The organism is Arthrobacter tecti, from assembly GCF_054511355.1.
Genome location: NZ_JBTNCT010000001.1, coordinates 429,354 through 448,715, shown reverse-complemented (window position 1 = coordinate 448,715; position 19,362 = coordinate 429,354). Strand labels below are relative to the sequence as shown.

The 19,362-nt window shown below is 63.4% G+C and carries 17 protein-coding genes; all 17 read left to right on the top strand.

What is annotated here, in order from left to right; all coding sequences use genetic code 11:
• Positions 1-1,524 carry a UDP-N-acetylmuramoyl-tripeptide--D-alanyl-D-alanine ligase gene (locus ACX80C_RS02030; RefSeq protein ID WP_459324548.1) on the top strand — a complete coding sequence of 508 codons (1,524 nt, stop codon included), beginning with the start codon at positions 1-3 and terminating at the stop codon, positions 1,522-1,524.
• Positions 1,521-2,624, top strand: a complete 1,104-nt coding sequence (mraY, locus tag ACX80C_RS02025) for a phospho-N-acetylmuramoyl-pentapeptide-transferase (RefSeq protein ID WP_459324547.1) — start codon at positions 1,521-1,523, stop codon at positions 2,622-2,624. Before ACX80C_RS02030 ends, mraY begins: the two co-directional genes overlap by 4 nt.
• Positions 2,606-4,177 carry a UDP-N-acetylmuramoyl-L-alanine--D-glutamate ligase gene (gene murD / locus ACX80C_RS02020; RefSeq protein WP_459324546.1) on the top strand — a complete coding sequence of 524 codons (1,572 nt, stop codon included), beginning with the start codon at positions 2,606-2,608 and terminating at the stop codon, positions 4,175-4,177. The genes mraY and murD overlap by 19 nt, the downstream gene beginning before the upstream one ends.
• Complete coding sequence (gene ftsW, locus ACX80C_RS02015) at positions 4,177-5,547, top strand: putative lipid II flippase FtsW (RefSeq protein WP_459324545.1); 1,371 nt, start codon at positions 4,177-4,179, stop codon at positions 5,545-5,547. The genes murD and ftsW overlap by 1 nt, the downstream gene beginning before the upstream one ends.
• Entirely contained in the window at positions 5,544-6,659 is a 1,116-nt protein-coding gene (gene murG, locus ACX80C_RS02010) for an undecaprenyldiphospho-muramoylpentapeptide beta-N-acetylglucosaminyltransferase (RefSeq protein ID WP_459324544.1), read from the top strand. Before ftsW ends, murG begins: the two co-directional genes overlap by 4 nt.
• Positions 6,656-8,062, top strand: a complete 1,407-nt coding sequence (murC, locus tag ACX80C_RS02005) for a UDP-N-acetylmuramate--L-alanine ligase (RefSeq protein ID WP_459324543.1) — start codon at positions 6,656-6,658, stop codon at positions 8,060-8,062. Before murG ends, murC begins: the two co-directional genes overlap by 4 nt.
• Positions 8,059-8,967 (top strand): cell division protein FtsQ/DivIB, encoded by a 909-nt coding sequence (locus ACX80C_RS02000; protein WP_459324542.1) that lies wholly within the window; start codon positions 8,059-8,061, stop codon positions 8,965-8,967. The genes murC and ACX80C_RS02000 overlap by 4 nt, the downstream gene beginning before the upstream one ends.
• A 183-nt stretch (positions 8,968-9,150) precedes the next feature.
• Positions 9,151-10,347: a cell division protein FtsZ gene (gene ftsZ, locus ACX80C_RS01995; RefSeq protein WP_459324541.1), complete on the top strand. Its 1,197-nt coding sequence runs from the start codon at positions 9,151-9,153 to the stop codon at positions 10,345-10,347.
• 4 nt (positions 10,348-10,351) lie between these two features.
• Positions 10,352-11,065 carry a polyphenol oxidase family protein gene (locus ACX80C_RS01990; RefSeq protein WP_459324540.1) on the top strand — a complete coding sequence of 238 codons (714 nt, stop codon included), beginning with the start codon at positions 10,352-10,354 and terminating at the stop codon, positions 11,063-11,065.
• Complete coding sequence (locus ACX80C_RS01985) at positions 11,062-11,796, top strand: YggS family pyridoxal phosphate-dependent enzyme (RefSeq protein WP_459324539.1); 735 nt, start codon at positions 11,062-11,064, stop codon at positions 11,794-11,796. The genes ACX80C_RS01990 and ACX80C_RS01985 overlap by 4 nt, the downstream gene beginning before the upstream one ends.
• Before the next feature lie 66 nt (positions 11,797-11,862).
• Positions 11,863-12,378 carry a cell division protein SepF gene (locus ACX80C_RS01980; RefSeq protein WP_459324538.1) on the top strand — a complete coding sequence of 172 codons (516 nt, stop codon included), beginning with the start codon at positions 11,863-11,865 and terminating at the stop codon, positions 12,376-12,378.
• 59 nt (positions 12,379-12,437) lie between these two features.
• Positions 12,438-12,731, top strand: a complete 294-nt coding sequence (locus ACX80C_RS01975; RefSeq protein ID WP_167992441.1) for a YggT family protein — start codon at positions 12,438-12,440, stop codon at positions 12,729-12,731.
• A 152-nt stretch (positions 12,732-12,883) separates the two neighbouring features.
• Positions 12,884-13,522, top strand: coding sequence for a DivIVA domain-containing protein (locus ACX80C_RS01970; RefSeq protein WP_459324537.1), 639 nt, complete (start codon positions 12,884-12,886; stop codon positions 13,520-13,522).
• Positions 13,523-13,642: 120 nt separating this feature from the next.
• On the top strand, positions 13,643-14,272 hold the full coding sequence (gene lspA, locus ACX80C_RS01965; RefSeq protein ID WP_459324536.1) for a signal peptidase II: 630 nt from the start codon (positions 13,643-13,645) through the stop codon (positions 14,270-14,272).
• On the top strand, positions 14,256-15,191 hold the full coding sequence (locus ACX80C_RS01960; RefSeq protein ID WP_459324535.1) for an RluA family pseudouridine synthase: 936 nt from the start codon (positions 14,256-14,258) through the stop codon (positions 15,189-15,191). The genes lspA and ACX80C_RS01960 overlap by 17 nt, the downstream gene beginning before the upstream one ends.
• Before the next feature lie 58 nt (positions 15,192-15,249).
• Positions 15,250-18,801, top strand: a complete 3,552-nt coding sequence (gene dnaE / locus ACX80C_RS01955; protein WP_459324534.1) for a DNA polymerase III subunit alpha — start codon at positions 15,250-15,252, stop codon at positions 18,799-18,801.
• A gap of 32 nt (positions 18,802-18,833) precedes the next feature.
• Complete coding sequence (locus tag ACX80C_RS01950) at positions 18,834-19,349, top strand: hypothetical protein (RefSeq protein ID WP_459324533.1); 516 nt, start codon at positions 18,834-18,836, stop codon at positions 19,347-19,349.
• Positions 19,350-19,362: the final 13 nt, after the last annotated feature.

Here is a 19,362-nt window from a genome sequence, read left to right as displayed (position 1 = left end):
ATGATTGAATTCAGCGCAGCCGAGATCGCGGCGATCACCGGCGGTAGGCTCTCCGAGGCGGCTCAGAAGGAGCCTTCGCTCGTTGTCAGCTCCGCGGCCACGGATTCCCGCGAGAGCCGACCGGGCGGTCTTTTCATCGCCAAACCGGGCGAGACTACCGACGGGCACAACTTCGTGTCCGCAGCCTTCGTGAACGGCGCGGTCCTTGCGCTGGCCGAGCGTGCAGTGGCCGACGACGACGGCGCCGATCTTCCCGCCGTCGTCGTACCCGATGCCGTGGAAGCGATGGGCAAGCTGGCCGCCGAAACGGTACGCCGGCTAAGGGAACGCTCCCCGCTGACTGTCATCGGCATCACCGGCTCGGCAGGCAAGACCACCACCAAGGACGTGCTTGCACAACTGCTCGGCGCCCAGGGGCCGACGGTCGCCCCGATCGGATCCTACAACGGCGAGATCGGCGTTCCGCTCACGGTTTTCTCCGCGGATTACGGCACTCGGTACCTTGTCGTTGAGATGGGCGCCACAGGAGCCGGGCACATCGACTACCTGTGCTCGATGGTCAAGCCGGACATCGGCGTCGTGCTCTGCGTCGGTTCGGCCCACGCAGGTGAGTTCGGCGGAGTGGAGCGGATCGCCGAGGCGAAATCGGAACTCCCGCGCTCGCTCGGTGAGAACGGACTTGCCATCCTGAACGCCGATGATCACCGGGTTCGTACGATGTCGAAGAGCACCCAGGCACCGGTCGTCTACTTCAGCGAGGATTCCACCTTCGAGAGCGCAGACAGCGAAGTCGTGCGCGCCGAAGAAGTCTTCCTCTCAGTTGAGGGAAACCCATGCTTCACGCTGGTCCTTCCGAACGATACGCGCCACGACGTGCGGCCCCTGCTGATCGGGCGGCACCATGTTGCCAACCTGCTGGCAGCGGCCGCGGCTGCGCATGCCGCGGGAGTGCCGGGGGAGAAGATCGCAGCCGGGCTGTGCGCGGCTCGGGCGGTGAGCCGCTGGAGAATGGAACGGACGGACCGTCCGGATGGCGTCACCGTGATTAACGATGCCTACAACGCCAACCCGGAGTCGATGCGCGCTGCCCTGGCCACTCTCGCTGAACTCGGGCGCGGACGCCGCACCTGGGCGGTGCTGGGCGAGATGCTCGAACTCGGCGAGGAATCGGTCACCGCTCACGATGCGATTGGGCGCGTGGTGGTCAGGCTGAACATATCCAAGCTGATCGTTGTTGGGGACGGAGCACGGGCTCTGCACGCCGGCGCTGTGCTGGAAGGTTCCTGGGGAGACGAGGCGCTGTTCGCCCGCGATGTCAGTGAGGCCGAGGAAATCCTTGACCGCGAACTTGTTCCCGGGGACCTCGTGCTCGTGAAATCCTCCAACGGCGCCGGACTGCGCCATCTAGGCGATCGGATAGCATTGGCCTCAGACTCTTCGCCGGCCGTGCCCGACGATCAACCGGGATCACAGGGTGGGCCGAACGGACCTTATCCGAAGAACCAGGGGGGCACCACGCCGTGATTGCGCTGCTGATAGCCTCCGCCTCGGCCCTCGTTCTTGCCCTGATCGGAACGCCGCTCTTCATCCGCCTCCTGGTGAATAAAAGCTACGGCCAGTTCATCCGGGATGACGGACCCACTGCTCACCACACCAAGCGCGGAACGCCGACCATGGGCGGTGCCGTGATCGTTGGGTCTGTGGTGCTCGCCTACTTCGGCACGCACCTGATCATGATGGCCGCCGGTGCAACAGATGGCCCCACAGCCTCAGGCATGCTGCTTTTGCTGGTGACGGTCGGGATGGGACTGGTCGGGTTCTTCGATGACTACATTAAGATCTCCAAACAGCGAAGCCTTGGGCTCAGCGCGCCCGCCAAGATCATCGGCCAGACGGTGGTGGGCGTTCTCTTCGCCATCCTTGCCCTGAACTTCCCGGACGCGAACGGGCGGACTCCGGCGTCGACCGCTATCTCCTTTGTTCGCGACACAGCGTTCGATCTCGCATTCGCGGGCTCTCTCATCGGAGCAATCCTCTTCGTCATCTGGTCGAACCTGATCATCACGGCGGCCTCCAACGGAGTAAATCTCGCGGACGGACTGGACGGGCTCGCCAGCGGAGCGTCCGTTTTCGTTTTCGGGGCTTACATGCTCCTTGGAATCTGGCAGTTCAACCAGCGCTGCGCGGACCCTTCAGTTCCGGCGAACATCTGCTATGAAGTGCGCGATCCACTGGATCTCGCGCTGATCGCGGGAGCCATGTGCGGAGCCCTTGTCGGATTCCTGTGGTGGAATACCTCACCCGCCAAGATCTTCATGGGTGACACCGGATCGCTCGCAATCGGCGGCGCGATCGCCGGGTTTGCGATCCTTTCGCGCACCCAGCTCCTTCTGGTGATTATGGCCGGCCTGTTTGTCATGATCACCCTGTCCGTCATCATCCAGGTGGGATTCTTCAAGCTCTCGGGCGGCAAGCGCGTCTTCAAAATGGCGCCCCTGCAGCACCATTTCGAGCTGAAGGGTTGGCAGGAGGTCACGGTGGTGGTGCGCTTCTGGATCCTGGCGGGACTCTTCGTCGCCGTCGCCCTGGGTATCTTCTACGCTGAATGGGTTGTACTGCTGTGACTTTCGACGGTGCCACGGACCGGCTGGATCATCTCAAGACGTGGGACGCCGACTGGGCCGGACTCCGTGTGGTGGTGGCAGGAATAGGTCTTTCGGGGTTCTCAGCCGCCGACACCCTGATCGAACTCGGCGCCCGGGTCGTGGTGTGCGACGCCACGGACTCAGAGGAAAACCGGGCCAAAGCCGACACACTGCGAATCGTGGGTGCCGTAGACGTTCTGCTGGGAGCAGAGGCCGCGCAATCGCTCCCCGACGTCGAGGGATCGGCACCGGAGCTCATTGTCACCTCACCCGGTTGGCGTCCTGACCAACCTCTGCTCGCGGCCGCCGCGGGCTCGGGTATTCCGATTTGGGGGGACGTTGAACTCGCCTGGCGTGTTCGCGTCCGCGAGGGAAGGCCCACGGCCGAGTGGTTGACCATCACCGGCACAAACGGCAAGACCACCACGGTGACCCTCGCAGAGTCCATGCTGCGGGCAGCGGGCCTGCGCGCAGTTGCGGCAGGCAATGTCGGTACGCCGTTGCTCGACGCCATCCGCGACCCGCAGGGCTACGACGTGATCGCCGTCGAACTTTCAAGCTTCCAGCTCCACTGGAGTTCCAGCATTGCTCCGCTGGCCAGCGTCTGCCTTAATCTCGCCGAAGACCATGTGGACTGGCACGGAGGCTTCGAGGCCTACCGGGCGGACAAGGCCAAAATCTACGAGAACACGCAGATTGCCTGTATCTACAATGTCGAGGACCCCGCCACCGAACGGATGGTCGAGGAAGCCGATGTCCAGGAGGGTTGCCGGGCCATAGGCTTCACCACGGACACGCCGGCCATCAGCATGATGGGCGTTGTGGACGGCCTGCTGGTTGACAGGGCGTTCATCGAGCAGCGGAAGGACTCCGCGGCTGAACTTGCCTCCGTAACGGATCTCGGCGAGGTCGTACCCCGGCATCTGGTGGCTAACGCGCTGGCCGCCGCCGCGCTGGTGCGGGCGGCAGGAGTACCGGCGGTGGCCGTGCGGGACGGGCTCCGAAACTTCTCTCCGTCCGGCCACCGCATAGAACTGGTGGCAGCACGGGACGGAGTGCTGTGGATCAACGATTCCAAGGCAACGAATCCACACGCGGCGGATGCCTCGCTGTCCTCCTTCCACTCGGTCGTCTGGATCGCGGGCGGGCTTTCCAAGGGCGTCGACTACACGGATTTGGTCCGCAGGAACGTGACGCGTTTCAAGGCCGTGGTCCTGATCGGAAAGGACAGTTCGGACCTCGCGTCCGCTCTGGCCCGACACGCACCGGATGTTCCGCTGATCCGTCCGGCACCGGGTCACACTGGTAAGGACGGGTTGCCGGTCGAAAACTCGAATTCCGACGGCGTCCTGGCCATGCGGGCGGCAGTTTCTGAGTCGCTACGGATAGCCGAGGACGGCGACACGGTGCTCATGGCGCCGGCGGCCGCGTCAATGGACCAGTTCCCTTCCTACGCTCACCGTGGCGACGCCTTCATCGAGGCGGTTCGCGGGATTGTGGAGGGACAGGGATTCACCGCTAAGGAGTTGTAATGGTCAGCACGCCCACCCGGCATCCCCGCCGGAAACCGGCGTTGCGGCCGCACCCCGTGGCCAAGCGGTCCACACCGACAACGCAATCGGAAAGCTCACCGGGCCCCGCCGTCGTCGAACCCCCTCCGGAAAGAACCGGTTTGATCGGAAAGTTTGTTCGCCTTTGGCGCTTCCTCGAGGGATCGGACAAACAAACCAGCGGTTCCAGTTACTACATGATTCTCGGCGCCACTCTCGCGCTGACTGCCATCGGGCTCATGATGGTCCTTTCGGCGTCGTCCGTGGAGTCGATTGCCAAGGCCGCGGCAAGCGTCGAACCCACTGACGAGGGCGCGATCGTCTTCGACTTCTTCTTCAAGCAGAGTATGTACGCCGTGCTCGGTGTTGTCATGATGCTTGTCCTCTCACGCTTTGGGCCCCGAATGTTCAAGATCCTGGCGTGGCCGGGACTCGGCGTCGCGGTGGTTCTGTTGGTTCTCGTGCTCATCATTGGTGAAAGCATCAACGGGAACCAGAACTGGATCCGCATCGGCAACCAATCGCTACAGCCATCCGAACCCGCCAAACTGGCGCTCGCACTCTGGTGCGCCACCGTTCTGGAGAGGAAGCGCGGGCTCGTCAGGGACTGGAAGCATGCGCTCGTTCCTGTGCTGCCTCTCGGCGGAGTCATCCTTCTGCTAGTGATGCTCGGCGGGGACCTCGGGACCGCGATCATCCTTGGAATGATCATCGCGGCCGCGCTCTTCTTCTCCGGCGCGCCAATGAGGATGTTCATCATTCTCGGGGCTGTTGGGATCGCTGCGGCTTTCGGCGCCACGTTACTGAACGCCACCCGGAGTACACGCATCGAAGCCTGGCTGCGCCTCAATTGTGAGAGCGCCCTGGACCCGTGCTTTCAGTCGAACCAAGGCCTTTTCGCCCTTGCCTCCGGAGGTTGGTGGGGCGTGGGAATCGGGCAGAGCCGCCAGAAATGGAACTGGATCCCGGAAGCGCACAACGACTTCATCTTCGCCATCATTGGCGAGGAGTTCGGTCTGGTCGGAACGCTCGTGGTCATCATCCTGTTCGGCATTCTGGCCGTAGCCACCCTTCGGGTAGCCCGTCGCTACACCGATCCCTTCGTCCGGATCCTGATGGGGTCGATCATGGTCTGGCTGATTGGGCAGGCGTTCGTCAATATCGGTATGGTCACGGGTGTGCTGCCCGTCATCGGTGTACCTTTGCCGTTCATCTCCTACGGTGGTTCGGCGCTGACCTTCACCCTCGCGGCCGTTGGCGTACTCCTGGCGTTCGCGCGCCGGATGCCCCCTGCCGTCCCCGATCCCGCCCAGACCGCAAGCAGCATGGAAAAGAGCAAGAGAACACCTTGAGCGAGTCCACAAACCTGTCAGTTGTCCTCGCCGGCGGTGGTACGGCAGGGCATATCAGTCCGCTGCTGGCCATCGCACGCGCCCTGGACGAAGCCCAGCCCGGCGTTTCCATCGTCGCGGTCGGTACTGCAGCCGGAATGGAGACCCGCCTGGTGCCCGCGGCCGGTTACAGGCTGGAGACTATCGAACGCGTGCCCATGCCCCGCAGGCCATCGATTGACCTGATCAAGTTGCCTGTGCGGCTCCTTCGCGCAGTGCGGCAGGCCGTCCGGATCATCGACGCGGCGTCAGCGGACGTCGTCGTCGGCGTTGGCGGCTACGTGTCGACGCCGCTCTACCTCGCCGCCTGGCTTCGCCGTGTTCCGGTGGTCATCCATGAGGCGAACGCGCGGCCGGGCCTGGCGAACCGCCTCGGCTCCCGGATAGCGAAGACAGTCGCGGTCGCCTTCCGCGGAACCGGGCTGCCGGACGAGCAGTGGGTGGGTATGCCTATGCGCAAGGAGATTTCAAGCCTCGACCGGGCAAGCGGCCGTGCTCCCGCACGGGAACGCCTCGGGCTGGACCCGCAGTTGCCTACCCTCATAGTCACCGGTGGTTCCTCCGGGGCTGCCAGCATCAATCGCGCGGTGGCCGAAGCTGCGGCGGGGTTCGGCTCGGAGGGGCCAGGCGTACAGGTTCTGCACATCACGGGCCGGGACAAGCAGGTCACCGGGCCACACGGTCAACTGCTTACCGCGCCGGGATACCGCCAGATCGAGTTCGTGGACGGCATGGAAGATGTCTACGCAGCGGCGGACCTCCTGCTCGCGCGTGCCGGCGCGGCGACGGTCAGCGAGGTCGCGGCGGTGGGTTTGCCCGCCATCCTGGTGCCCCTGCCGCACGGCAACGGCGAGCAGCGCCGAAACGCCGCCGAGCTCGTCGCGGCAGGTGGTGCAGTACTGGTTGAGGACGAGCGTCTTTCGGGGAACTGGCTCACCGCCGAGGCACTCCCGCTCACGCAGGACACCGCGCGGCTGGCACGGATGTCCGTTGCCGCCGCACCCCTGGGCGTGCGCGACGCCGACACCAGGATGGCCGGCCTGATCCTCGACGCAGCTGGAGTTCGCCCATGAGCGTTGTAGTAGCAGAGCTGGGTGCGGTCCACTTCATCGGGCTTGGCGGTGCGGGAATGTCCGCCGTCGCAAGGGTGCTGCTCGGGAGATCGGTACCGGTCTCCGGGTCGGATGCCGCGGATTCAAAAGGACTACAGGCCCTTGCTGCACTCGGCGCTCGCGTGCACGTCGGGCATGATGCGGCAAACCTTGGCTCTGCGGACACGGTCGTCGTCTCGAGCGCTATCCGCGAGAGCAACCCGGAACTTCTCGAGGCTAAAGCGCGCGGCCTGCGGGTACTTCACCGCTCGGAGGCACTGGCGGCAGCGATGGATGGGCGAACCGTGGTCGCGGTAGCCGGAACCCATGGCAAAACCACTACCACATCCATGATCACGGTCATGCTGCAGGCTGCAGGCAGGGCGCCGTCGTTCGCCATCGGCGGGGACGTTGCGGCACTGGGGGTGAACGCCGCCTGGGAAGAAGGCGAGGTCTTCGTGGCCGAGGCGGATGAATCCGATGGCTCCTTCCTCAACTACCGGCCGCGGATCGGTGTCGTAACCAATGTCGAGGCCGATCACCTGGACCACTACGGTTCGGCGGCGGCGGTGTTCGATTCGTTCGACCGTTTCGCGGCGCTCCTGCCCGATGACGACGGCGTTCTGATTGCGTGCCGCGATGACGAGGGCGCCGCGGCTCTCGCCGAGCGTACGACCGGCTCGCGTCGCGTGCGCACCTACGGGTACGGCGAGGACGCCGATGTGCGAGTCAGCGCCACCCGGGCTGTGGGGAGCACCTCCAACAGTCTCCTGTCCTTCACGCTGGACGGTCTGGACAGCCAGCAGGAACTTCAGCTGGGCGTACCCGGACGGCACAACGTACTGAACGCTGCAGCCGCCTTCGCGGTGGGACTCGAGCTGGGAGTGGATCCAGCGGCCGCGGCCGCAGGCCTTGCAGCTTTCTCCGGCGCCGCCCGTCGGTTCGAAGCAAAGGGCGAGAGCCGCGGTGTGCGGGTTTTCGATGAGTACGCGCACCACCCGACAGAGGTTGCCGCAGCGATGGCCGCTGCGCGTACGGTTGCAGGTGATCACAGGGTGCACGTACTCTTCCAGCCGCATCTCTTCTCCCGCACGCGCGAGTTCGCGGTGGAGTTCGCCGCTGCGCTGTCCCTGGCCGACTCGGTCCGGGTGCTCGACATCTATGCCGCGCGTGAAGATCCTGTGCCGGGAGTGACCAGCCGGCTGATCACCGACCGCCTGACTGTTCCCGGCGGTCATTTCCCTGACGCCGACAATGCCGTGCGCGAGATAGTGCACACGGTGCAGGCCGGAGACATCGTCCTGACGGTCGGGGCAGGCGACGTTACCCGGTTCGGCCCCGTGCTGGTCGAACTGCTTGCCGAAGATGGAGGAGGTTCGTCATGAGCCCCCGCGCTCCACGCCGGCCGAACAATGGCAGACCCCCGGCGTCGTCGTCCGCTTCTGACACCATCAGCGCACAGAAAAGCATTCCCGAGGCGGCTGCGGAGCACAGGGGACAAGCGCCCCAGGAAGCCATTACTGCTCGGAAAGACGCCCCGGTTGCCCTGATTGACCGGGGCGGGGATTCGGGCACCGTCGTCGCGTTCCCCGAACCGCCGGCCCGACGACGACGGCGGTGGTGGCTGATCGGCATCTCCGCCGTGATACTGGCGATTGCCGGGTTGCTCGCCTACCTCGTTCTCTCGCCTGCCCTGGCAGTGCGGAACCTGGACATCCAGGGCAACCGGCTGGTGCCCACCGAACAGGTGTCGGCTGCCCTGGCACCGCTCGTAGGGAGGTCCCTCACCCAGATCAGCGACGACGATGTGCGTGCGCTGCTGGCTGACTTCCCGCCTGTCCAGGATGTTTCCGTGGCTGCCTCTCCGCCCTCGACCCTGAACGTCACCATCGTCGAGCGCGTGCCTGTCGCCATTTTGGAAAGCGGCGGGAAATTTCTCCTCATCGATTCCGAGGGCCGCGAGCTGGCCACCGTGGCTGAGCGCGAGTCCGTGGCGCTGCCCCTGATCGACGGCGGCGAGAACGCCGTGAACAGCGACGTGTTCTCTTCGATCACAGCGGTGCTGGCCTCGCTGCCGGCCGACATTCTGGAACGGTTGGTGCATGCTTCCGCGAACTCCATCGACTCGGTGGAACTGAAGTTGACGGACGGCAAGACGATCTTCTGGGGGAGCGCGGAGGAGAACGCTGCCAAGTCGCGGGTTCTTGCGGCGCTGCTCACCCTCGGAGAGCAGGATCCGCCGGTCTCGGTGTACGACGTGAGCACGCCTTCGCGTCCGGTAACCCGATGAAGTTTTCCGACACGCTGCGGTGGTCATTGCATGGCAGTGCCACTGCCCCTAGCGTCTCAGTAAGAAGTTACTTGACATAACATTAACCCTCAAGTTGAGAGTGAACGTTATCCAGGTTGAAGGTTGGGCACTCAGCTTTCAATATCCCAATACAGCGCACAGATCGAACAAGGGACACAGGACGTGGCAGCACCGCAGAATTACTTGGCCGTCATCAAGGTCGTCGGCATCGGCGGCGGTGGCGTGAACGCCGTTAACCGAATGATTGAGGTCGGGCTGCGCGGCGTGGAATTCATCGCCATCAATACCGATGCGCAGGCGTTGCTGATGAGCGACGCTGACGTAAAACTTGACGTCGGACGTGAACTCACAAGGGGTCTGGGCGCAGGCGCGGATCCCGAGGTTGGACGCAAGGCGGCTGAAGACCATGCCGAGGAGATCGAAGAGGTAATTCGCGGCGCCGACATGGTCTTTGTCACTGCAGGAGAAGGCGGCGGCACGGGCACGGGCGGCGCTCCCGTCGTTGCGCGCATCGCACGTTCGCTTGGAGCGCTGACCATCGGCGTTGTGACGCGCCCGTTCACTTTCGAAGGGCGCCGTCGATCGAATCAGGCCGAGACCGGCATTGACACTTTGCGGGACGAGGTTGACACGCTGATTGTCATCCCGAATGACAGGCTGCTTTCGATCAGCGACCGAAACGTCTCAATGCTCGATGCGTTCCGGTCCGCAGACCAGGTGCTGCTTTCCGGTGTTCAGGGCATCACCGATCTCATCACCACGCCGGGCCTTATCAACCTCGACTTCGCCGACGTCAAGTCGGTCATGCAGGGTGCAGGATCAGCGCTCATGGGCATTGGCTCGGCACGTGGAGAGGACCGTGCGGTCAAGGCAGCAGAACTGGCTATCGCTTCGCCGCTGCTCGAGGCGTCCATTGACGGTGCGCACGGTGTCCTGCTCTCGATTCAGGGCGGCTCGGACCTCGGTCTCTTCGAGATCAACGAGGCCGCGCGCCTGGTGCAGGAAGTTGCGCACCCGGAGGCGAACATCATCTTTGGTGCCGTTATCGACGACGCCCTGGGCGATGAAGCGCGTGTGACGGTTATCGCTGCCGGCTTCGACCAGGTGGACGCAACGTCCCAGCCAGCGACACCGGCGTCGAAGCCGGCTTCGGCGCCCGCCGTCGGCAGGGAGGCCGCCCCCGTTCCGCAGACTGTTGCCGCAGGCGTGGGAGGCGGCTGGGCCCATAACTCCTCCAACGGCAGCCGCAACGACGTGCCTGGAGATGCAGGCTTTGATGTTGACCTCCCCGCCGTCGTCGAACCTGACTACTCGGCAGGCCGCTCGGATGACCTGGACGTTCCCGACTTCCTGAAGTAAACGGGTGTTCTTCTGGACGTCGTCGGCCGTTCCCGGTGTTCGGATCGGCTTCACGAGTCGGGCGGCCGGTAACCTTGCAACGCATGTCGGCGATGATCCGGAAGGATCAGCACGCAACAGGTCCGTCCTGGAATCGGGGATGGGGATCGCGCCCGGATCGCTGCGGTTCATGAACCAGACCCACTCGACCATCGTTGCGCAGGTTTCAGCTGGTGTTCCTGACGCTGATGCTCTGGTCAGCCCGGCTGGATCGGAAGCGTTGGCCGTGCTGGTTGCGGACTGCGTGCCGGTGGTCCTCGTTGGCATTGATTCCCGTGGTGCCGCTTCCACCGCGGTGGTGCATGCAGGCAGAAAAGGGGTGGAAGGCAACATCGCAGGCAGAGCTGTCAGCAGTCTTCGGGAAACCGGAGCGGACAGGGTCAACGCCTGGATTGGGCCGTCCGTTTGTGGTGCGTGTTACGAGGTCCCCGCGGAATTGCGGGCGCGCGTTGCAGAGGCAGTGCCCTCGACCTTCAGCACCACGAGCTCGGGAACGCCGGCGCTGGACCTTCCCGCCGGCGTCCGTACCCAGCTGGGTGCGGCCGGGGCGCTGGTTCAGGAACTCGGTCCGGCCTCCAGTCATCTCTGCAGCCTCGAGAACGATGAACTGTTCTCGCATCGTGCCGTGGGCAGGGGACGTCCGGTAGGACGTATGGCGGGATTGGTTTGGCCGGCATGACCGACCCCGACAGGCGCGCCGAACTAGCGGTCAACCTCGGCCGGGTCAGCGCGCGCATAGATGAAGCGTTGGCCGCTACGGACCGTGCCGGCCGGCCCACCCTCATCGTGGTCACCAAGTTCTTCCCCGCATCGGATGTTGGCTTACTGACTTCGCTTGGCGTGAAGGATGTAGGGGAGAACCGCGATCAGGAAGCTGCCGCGAAGGCGGCAGAGGCGGATCCGCGCCTACGGTGGCATTTCATTGGGCAGCTTCAAACAAACAAGGCGCGATCCGTGGTTGCCTATGCGCACTCCGTGCACTCCGTGGACCGGATTTCACTCGTCAATGCCCTCGAGAAGGCCGTAGCGAAAGAGCAGGAGCGTCGGGCGGAGACCGGTAAGCCTGCGCGCATCCCGCTTGAGTGCTACGTGCAGGTGAACCTGGCGGACAACCCGACCGGCGGCCGGGGCGGTGCCGTCCCATCGGAGGTGCCCGAGCTCGCGGACCGAATTGACGACGCCGGCCACCTGCGGCTGGCGGGGGTGATGGCCGTCGCCCCGCTGGGAGCAGACCCCCGCGGGGCGTTCGAGCGGCTGGCCGCGATCTCGGCCGACGTCGTCGCCCGTCACCCCGAAGCCCGGGCTATCTCGGCCGGCATGAGCGGTGATCTGGAGCATGCGATCGCAGCGGGCGCGACACACCTGCGCGTAGGCTCAGATGTCCTCGGCGCGCGACCGCCCTTGGGGTAGCGTCAACGCTGTAACCGCGGGCGTTTCGCACCACCGGTGCATGACGAAGGAATGACAGGAGCTACCATGGCTGGCGCACTGCGCAAGACAATGATCTACCTTGGGCTCGCCGACGGTGACGAGCACTACGAGCCCGAGCCCAAGACATCCAACAGCAGGAATGAGGACTACTCCGTGGACTACGACCGTGACGAGCGCCATGTTGATTCTGCGCCCGTGACCAAGGCCGCCCCGGAGGAATACCGAGCGCCGGTTACCCCGATCAAGCGTGCGCAGTCGGCCCGTGAGGACGCTTCTTCCCTACGCCAGATCACCACAGTGCATCCCCGTTCCTACAATGATGCGAAGCTCATCGGCGAAAGCTTCCGGGACGGTATTCCAGTCATCATGAACGTGACGGATATGGGCGAGGCAGACGCCAAGCGCCTCGTCGACTTCTCTGCCGGGCTTGTCTTCGGGTTGCACGGGTCGATTGAACGTGTCACGAACAAGGTTTTCCTGCTGTCCCCGTCCTACATCGAAGTATTGGGCGAGGACCAGAAGGCCAGTGACGGCCAGGCCAGTTTCTTCAATCAGAGCTGACACGGTTTACTGTTTACAGACAATTATTCCGTTTCATGCCAGAGGACTGTGACTGACACGTGAGCTTGGTGTTCGCTCTGATCTACCTGGTGCTGATGCTTTTCCAGCTCGCGCTGATCATCCGCATCGTGTATGACGCGGTGCAGATGTTCGCGCGGGGATGGCGGCCGCGCAGGCTTGCCCTGGTTCTCGCATCAGCGATCTATTCGGTCACTGACCCGCCCATCCGGCTGTTCCGACGGCTCATCCCGCCGCTGCGGCTTGGGGGCGTTTCCCTGGATCTTGCGTTCCTTGTTGTCTTCCTCGGAGCGACAATCCTGAAGACCGTAGCCCGTGTGCTGGCCGAGGCCTGAGCCGGTTAGTTTTCGAGACCTAAAAGATATACGCTGAATCACATATTGGTGTGAAGCAGGAGTTTTTCCTCCACAAGCACGTCCACAATTCGGTACCGTTGTCAGGTCTGCTCGACAGGCGGCTTCGACTAAATCCACTATGAGGTGACCAGATGGCCCTGACGCCAGAAGATGTTGTCAACAAGCGGTTTCAGCCCACCAAGTTCCGTGAGGGGTATGACCAGGACGAGGTAGATGACTTCCTCGATGAGATCGTCGTGGAGCTTCGTCGCCTGAACCAGGAGAACGACGACCTCCGTCGTCAGCTGTCGGAGGCCTCCACCGGCACCTCGCAGAATGCCGCAGTGCCCGCACCCGTGGCTGCCAGCGCACAGACCGAAGAGGTCCGCGAGGAAAAGAAGCCTGAAGAGCCGAAGGTCGAAGCGCCCAAGGTGGAGGAGCGTCCCGCTCCCGCACCCGTCCAGCAGTCCGGCGGCGCAGAGTCAGCCGCTGGTGTGCTTGCGATGGCTCAGAAGCTGCACGACGAATACGTCAATGCCGGAGTTGAGCAGCGCGACAAGATCATCGCGGAGGCCCAGATCGAGGCAAGCGGCCTCGTCAACGATGCCCAGGAGAAGAGCCGCAAGACCCTCGGCGCCCTCGAGCAGCAGAAAGCTGTCCTGGAGCGCAAAGTGGAGCAGCTTCGCAGCTTCGAGCGGGACTACCGCTCACGCCTGAAGGCCTACATCGAGGGCCAGTTACGCGACCTCGATTCCCGCGGATCCGTGGCTTCGGAAACCGCAGACGCCTAAAGGGCTGTTGGATTAGAGGGCCGGCTGCCGGGTTCACCCGGCAGTCGGCCCTTGCCGTACGCTGGATGGCGAGCTAAGCGTCCAAGCGCCGCAGCCAGGCGCGCACTATCGAAAGCATCAATGACCGAGCAACCTTCTGTTCCGAATCCAGAGTCCGGCCGCAACCACGCAAAGCATGGCAAGCGGATCGGAGCCCGCTATGCGCTGCTGCTCGTCGCGTGCACACTGATTGCTTATATCTTCGACCAACTGACGAAGATCTGGGTGGTCTCGACCATGGTTGAAGGCCAGATCACCGAAGTTCTCCCTCCGGTGCTGAGCTGGCATTTCATCCGAAACTCCGGCGCGGCCTTCTCTATCGGCACGGAAATCACCTGGGTATTCACGATCATCCAGGCTCTGGTATCGGTGGCAATTATCACCCAGATCCGCAAGGTCGCTTCCTGGGGATGGGCTGTTGCCCTCGGACTCGTCCTTGGTGGCGCGCTGGGTAACCTCACTGACCGTCTCTTCCGGGAACCGGCATTCGGCCAGGGACATGTTGTCGATTTCATCGCGCTCCCGAACTTCGCCATCTTCAACATCGCTGACAGCGCGGTGGTGAGCGGCGTCGTGCTGATCTGTCTGCTTACCCTCCGCGGCATCGGGCTCGACGGGCGCCGAAGCAACGAAACGGACAACAAGGAAGCAGACAACCAGGAGCGAAAAGAAGCTCCGGACGCCGGGGTGAACGATGACGAGCGGCCCTAGCAGTTACGCCATACCCGACTCGGCGGCCGGCCAGCGTATCGATGCCGCGCTGGCCGCGTTGACGGGAGAGTCCCGCTCGACAGTCGCCGCATGGTGTGCGGCGGGCGCTGTCATGATCGAAGGTGTTGCGGTGCAGAAATCCGCCAAGGCTGTGGCTGGGACTACCCTCACCGTCGTCGTGCCCGTCGAACGGAACCCACTCGAAGTGGTGCCGGAAGCAGTTGAGGGGATGAAAATCCTCCTCGACGATGATGACTTCGTGGTTATAGACAAGCCGGTGGGCGTGGCCGCGCACCCTTCTCCCGGTTGGGTGGGCCCAACGGTAGTCGGCGCACTGGCCGCGGCAGGCTATCGAATCTCCACCTCGGGCGCCCCCGAGCGGGCAGGCATAGTTCACCGCCTTGATGTAGGCACGTCCGGGGCCATGGCGGTAGCGAAGTCGGAGCACGCCTACACCCTGTTGAAGCGTGCCTTCAAAGACCGGACGGTAGGCAAGCAGTACCACGCGCTCGTCCAGGGTCTGCCCGATCCGCTCGAAGGCACCATTGACGCACCCATTGGACGCCATCCCGCCCACGACTGGAAGTTCGCCGTCATGGAGGACGGACGTCCTTCGATCACCCATTATTCGGTGGAGGAGGCGTTCGGCAGGGCCAGCCTGCTCAGGGTACGCCTGGAGACCGGCCGTACCCACCAGATCCGCGTCCATTTTTCGGCGATACATCACCCGTGTGCAGGGGACCTCACCTACGGTGCTGATCCACGGCTCGCAGCAGAGCTGGGCCTCACACGCCAGTGGCTGCACGCCAGCCAACTTTCGTTCGAGCATCCCCGCAGCGGCGAGCGGGTTGTGATTGACAGCAAGTTCCCGATGGACCTGCGGTATGCCCTGGACGCGTTGGCCGGCGGGACTATCTGAATCCGACACCCGCCCGGTGCGCCCCGGATGCCTGGTCGGTGCTCGCTAGAATGAGTTGGTGGTTTCTTCAGCTCCGTCCTCCCGAGTCGCCAATGACTCCTTCGTCCACCTTCACAATCACACCGAGTACTCCATGCTGGACGGTGCGGCGCGACTGAGCGACCTGTTCAGCCACACCGCCGAACTCGGTATGAATGCGCTGGCCACCACGGACCACGGGTTCGTCTTCGGAGCCTTCGACTTCTGGAACAAGGCGCGCAATGCCGGCGTGAAGCCGATCGTCGGGGTGGAGGCGTATCTCACCCCGGGAACGGCACGTGCCGATAAGACGCGCGTGAAGTGGGGCGGAGGAGGACGCGACGACGTATCGGGCGCCGGTGCCTACACTCACATGACACTCTGGTCGGAAACAACCGAGGGTATGCACAACCTTTTCCGGATGTCTTCCCTCGCTTCACTGGAGGGATATCTCTACAAGCCACGTATGGACCGCGATCTGCTGCAGACCTACGGCAAGGGACTGATTGCAACCACGGGGTGCCCCTCCGGGGAGGTGCAGACCAAACTGCGGCTGGGCCTGTACCGGGAAGCGATGCAGGCAGCTTCAGATTTCCGGGACATCTTCGGCCCCGAGAACTTCTTCTGTGAACTGATGGACCATGGGCTGGATATCGAACGGAACGTGCAGGCGGACCTGATCAAGCTGGCACGGGAGCTGGGCCTTCCGCTGGTTGCCACGAACGACCTCCACTACACCCACGCCGAAGACTCGAAAGCGCACGCTGCACTGCTGTGCGTCCAGTCGGGGTCCACTATGGCTGACCCCAAGCGCTTTAAGTTCGACGCCGATGAGTTCTACCTGAAGTCGCCGGCAGAAATGCGGTCCATCTTCCGTGACTACCCGGATGCTTGCGACAACACCCTGCTCATCGCCGAGCGGTGCAACGTCGAGTTCAACACGAACGCAAACTACATGCCGCGCTTCCCCGTGCCTGAAGGGGAAAACGAGCAGTCGTGGTTTGTGAAGGAGGTCGAGACGGGGCTTCATTACCGGTATCCGGAAGGGATCCCGGATGATGTCCGCAAGCAGGCGGAGTTCGAAGTTGGAGTTATCGCTCAGATGGGGTTCCCCGGCTACTTCCTCGTGGTGGCCGACTTCATCAATTGGGCCAAGAGCCAGGGGATCCGTGTGGGTCCTGGCCGCGGATCGGGTGCTGGGTCCATGGTGGCCTATGCCATGCGGATCACGGACCTTGATCCGCTGCGCCACGGACTCATCTTCGAGCGCTTCCTCAACCCGGAGCGGGTTTCCATGCCCGACTTCGACGTCGACTTTGACGATCGTCGCCGCCCCGAGGTGATCCGTTACGTCACCGAGAAGTACGGTGACGAGCGCGTGGCCATGATCGTCACATACGGCACCATCAAGGGCAAGCAGGCGCTCAAGGACTCCTCACGCGTCATGGGTTACCCGTTCTCCATGGGGGAGCGGCTGACCAAGGCTATGCCGCCGGACGTCATGGGCAAGGGTGTGGCCCTCGCGGATGTGCACAACAAGGAAGCCAAGCGCTACTCGGAGGCAGAGGAACTGCGTGAACTGCTGAAAGCGGACGCCGACGCGCAGAAGGTCTTCGAAACCGCTCTCGGCCTTGAGGGCTTGAAGCGGCAGTGGGGTGTGCACGCCGCCGGTGTGATCATGTCGAGCGAACCGCTCATCGACATCATCCCCATCATGCGCCGCGACCAGGACGGCCAGATCATCACGCAGTTCGACTACCCCACCTGCGAGGGTCTCGGCCTGATCAAGATGGATTTCCTCGGGTTGAGGAACCTCACGATCATCACCGACGCGGTGGAAAACATCAAGCTCACCCAGGATATGGATCTGATCCTGGAAGATCTGCAGTTGGATGACAAGCTCACGTACGAACTCCTTGCGCGCGGCGACACCCTGGGCGTGTTTCAGCTCGACGGCGGTCCGATGCGTTCGCTCTTGAAGCTCATGCGTCCCGACAACTTCGAAGACATTTCGGCCGTAGGCGCCCTGTACCGGCCGGGGCCGATGGGTGCCAACTCACACACCAATTACGCCCTCCGAAAGACCGGCCTGCAGGAAGTCACACCGATCCACCCGGAGCTTGCGGAACCTCTGTCCGAGATCCTGGGACAGACGTACGGACTGATCGTCTATCAGGAGCAGGTTATGGCCATTGCGCAGAAGCTGGCCGGCTATTCCTTGGGCCAGGCGGACATTCTTCGGCGTGCCATGGGCAAGAAGAAGAAGGCTGAACTGGACAAGCAGTTCGAGGGCTTCTCCCAGGGTATGCATGACAATGGATATTCGGATGCAGCGGTAAAGACCCTGTGGGACATCTTGCTTCCCTTCTCCGATTATGCGTTCAATAAGGCGCACTCCGCCGCCTATGGATTGGTGTCTTACTGGACCGCCTATCTGAAGGCGCACTATCCAGCCGAATACATGGCAGCGCTCCTGACCAGCGTGGGCGATGACAAGGACAAGCTGGCCATTTACCTGAACGAGTGCCGGCGGCTTGGAATTACGGTCCTGCCGCCCGACGTCAATGAGTCGAGCGTCAACTTCACTCCTGTGGGCACCGATATCCGGTTCGGCATGGGGGCAATCCGCAACGTCGGGGCAAACGTCGTGGGCGCCATGGTTGCTGCCCGGGAAGAGAAGGGCGCCTTCGAATCCTTCTCGGATTTCCTGCAGAAAGTCCCGGCCGTTGTCTGCAACAAACGCACCATCGAATCCCTGATCAAGGCTGGAGCATTCGATTCGCTCGGACACCCCCGCCGTGCCCTGGCGATGATTCATGAGGAAGCCGTGGACTCCGTCGTCGTCCTCAAACGCAATGAGGCGGCGAACCAGTTCGACCTATTCAGCGCGTTCGATGATCCCAGCGCCGGAACCGGGCTTACGGTCGATGTGCCCGATCTCCCCGAGTGGGCAAAGAAGGACAAGCTTGCGTTCGAGCGCGACATGCTCGGACTGTATGTGTCGGATCACCCGTTGCAGGGTCTCGAGGGCCTTCTGAGCCAGCACGCCGATTCCGCGATCACCTCCGTCATAGGCGAAGATGGCCCGGCCGACGGCGCCATCGTCACTATCGCAGGCATGATCACCTCGCTGCAGCGCAGGATCGCGAAGAACAGCGGAAACGCGTACGCGCGGGCCGAGATCGAGGACCTCGGGGGCTCGATGGAGGTCATGTTCTTCGGTCAGGTGTACGGACCGATCGCATCCGTGCTGGCGGAAGACCTGATCGTGGTGGTCCGCGGGCGCCTGCAGAGGCGTGACGACGGCACAGTCACCCTGAATGCGCAGGAGCTCTCGGTTCCGGACCTCACCGAGGGGCACTCCGGGCCGGTGGTCATCTCACTCCTGCACCACCGGGCAACCGAACCCGTGATCAACGAACTCGGGTCCGTACTGCGCCAGCACCGGGGTACTTCCGAAGTTCGGCTGCATGTGAGGCAGGAACGCCAACTCTCAGTGCTTTCGCTTCCCGTGGACCTGAGGGTCAATCCCACGCCTGCGCTGTTTGGCGATCTCAAGGTGCTGCTCGGGCCAGCGTGCCTTGATGCGTGAATTGGGTGAGATGCGAGGGTTAGGGTAGACAGATGCAGGAATCAGCCGCCAGGCCCGGGGCCTACCCGCCGCCGGTCTATGCCGGTCCCGCCGAAGAGACTCCGGTGCCGCCGTCGTCGCTCGTGTGGTGGGCGGCAGCAACTACCATCCTCGGCCCGTTGCTCGGCATCATCTGGTGGTTGGCGTCGCCGGGAGGTGCACTGTACGGGGACCGGGCCTTTGCGGAGAGCTGGCTCGCGCGCGATCTTGTGCTCGGCGGGCTTGAGTTGGCGGCCGGCGTCGTCGTTGGGTGGCTGCTGACCAACCGTGTTGACCTTCCCGGCGCCTGGCAGCGGGTTTTTGCTGCTGTCGCGGGAGGACTCCTGGGCTCCGTGCTTGCCGTCGTCGTGGGTCAATGGCTTGGCTCGCTCTTTGGCGGACCAGTCGGTGAGGAGTTTCCCTTTGTACTGCGTTCGCTCGGTGTGGCGCTGATCTGGCCTGCAGCCACGGCGTTGGTTGTGTTCATTGCTTCGCTGCTTGGGCTGCTCTTGATGCGTCCTCGTCGTTAGGTTCGAACTGCCA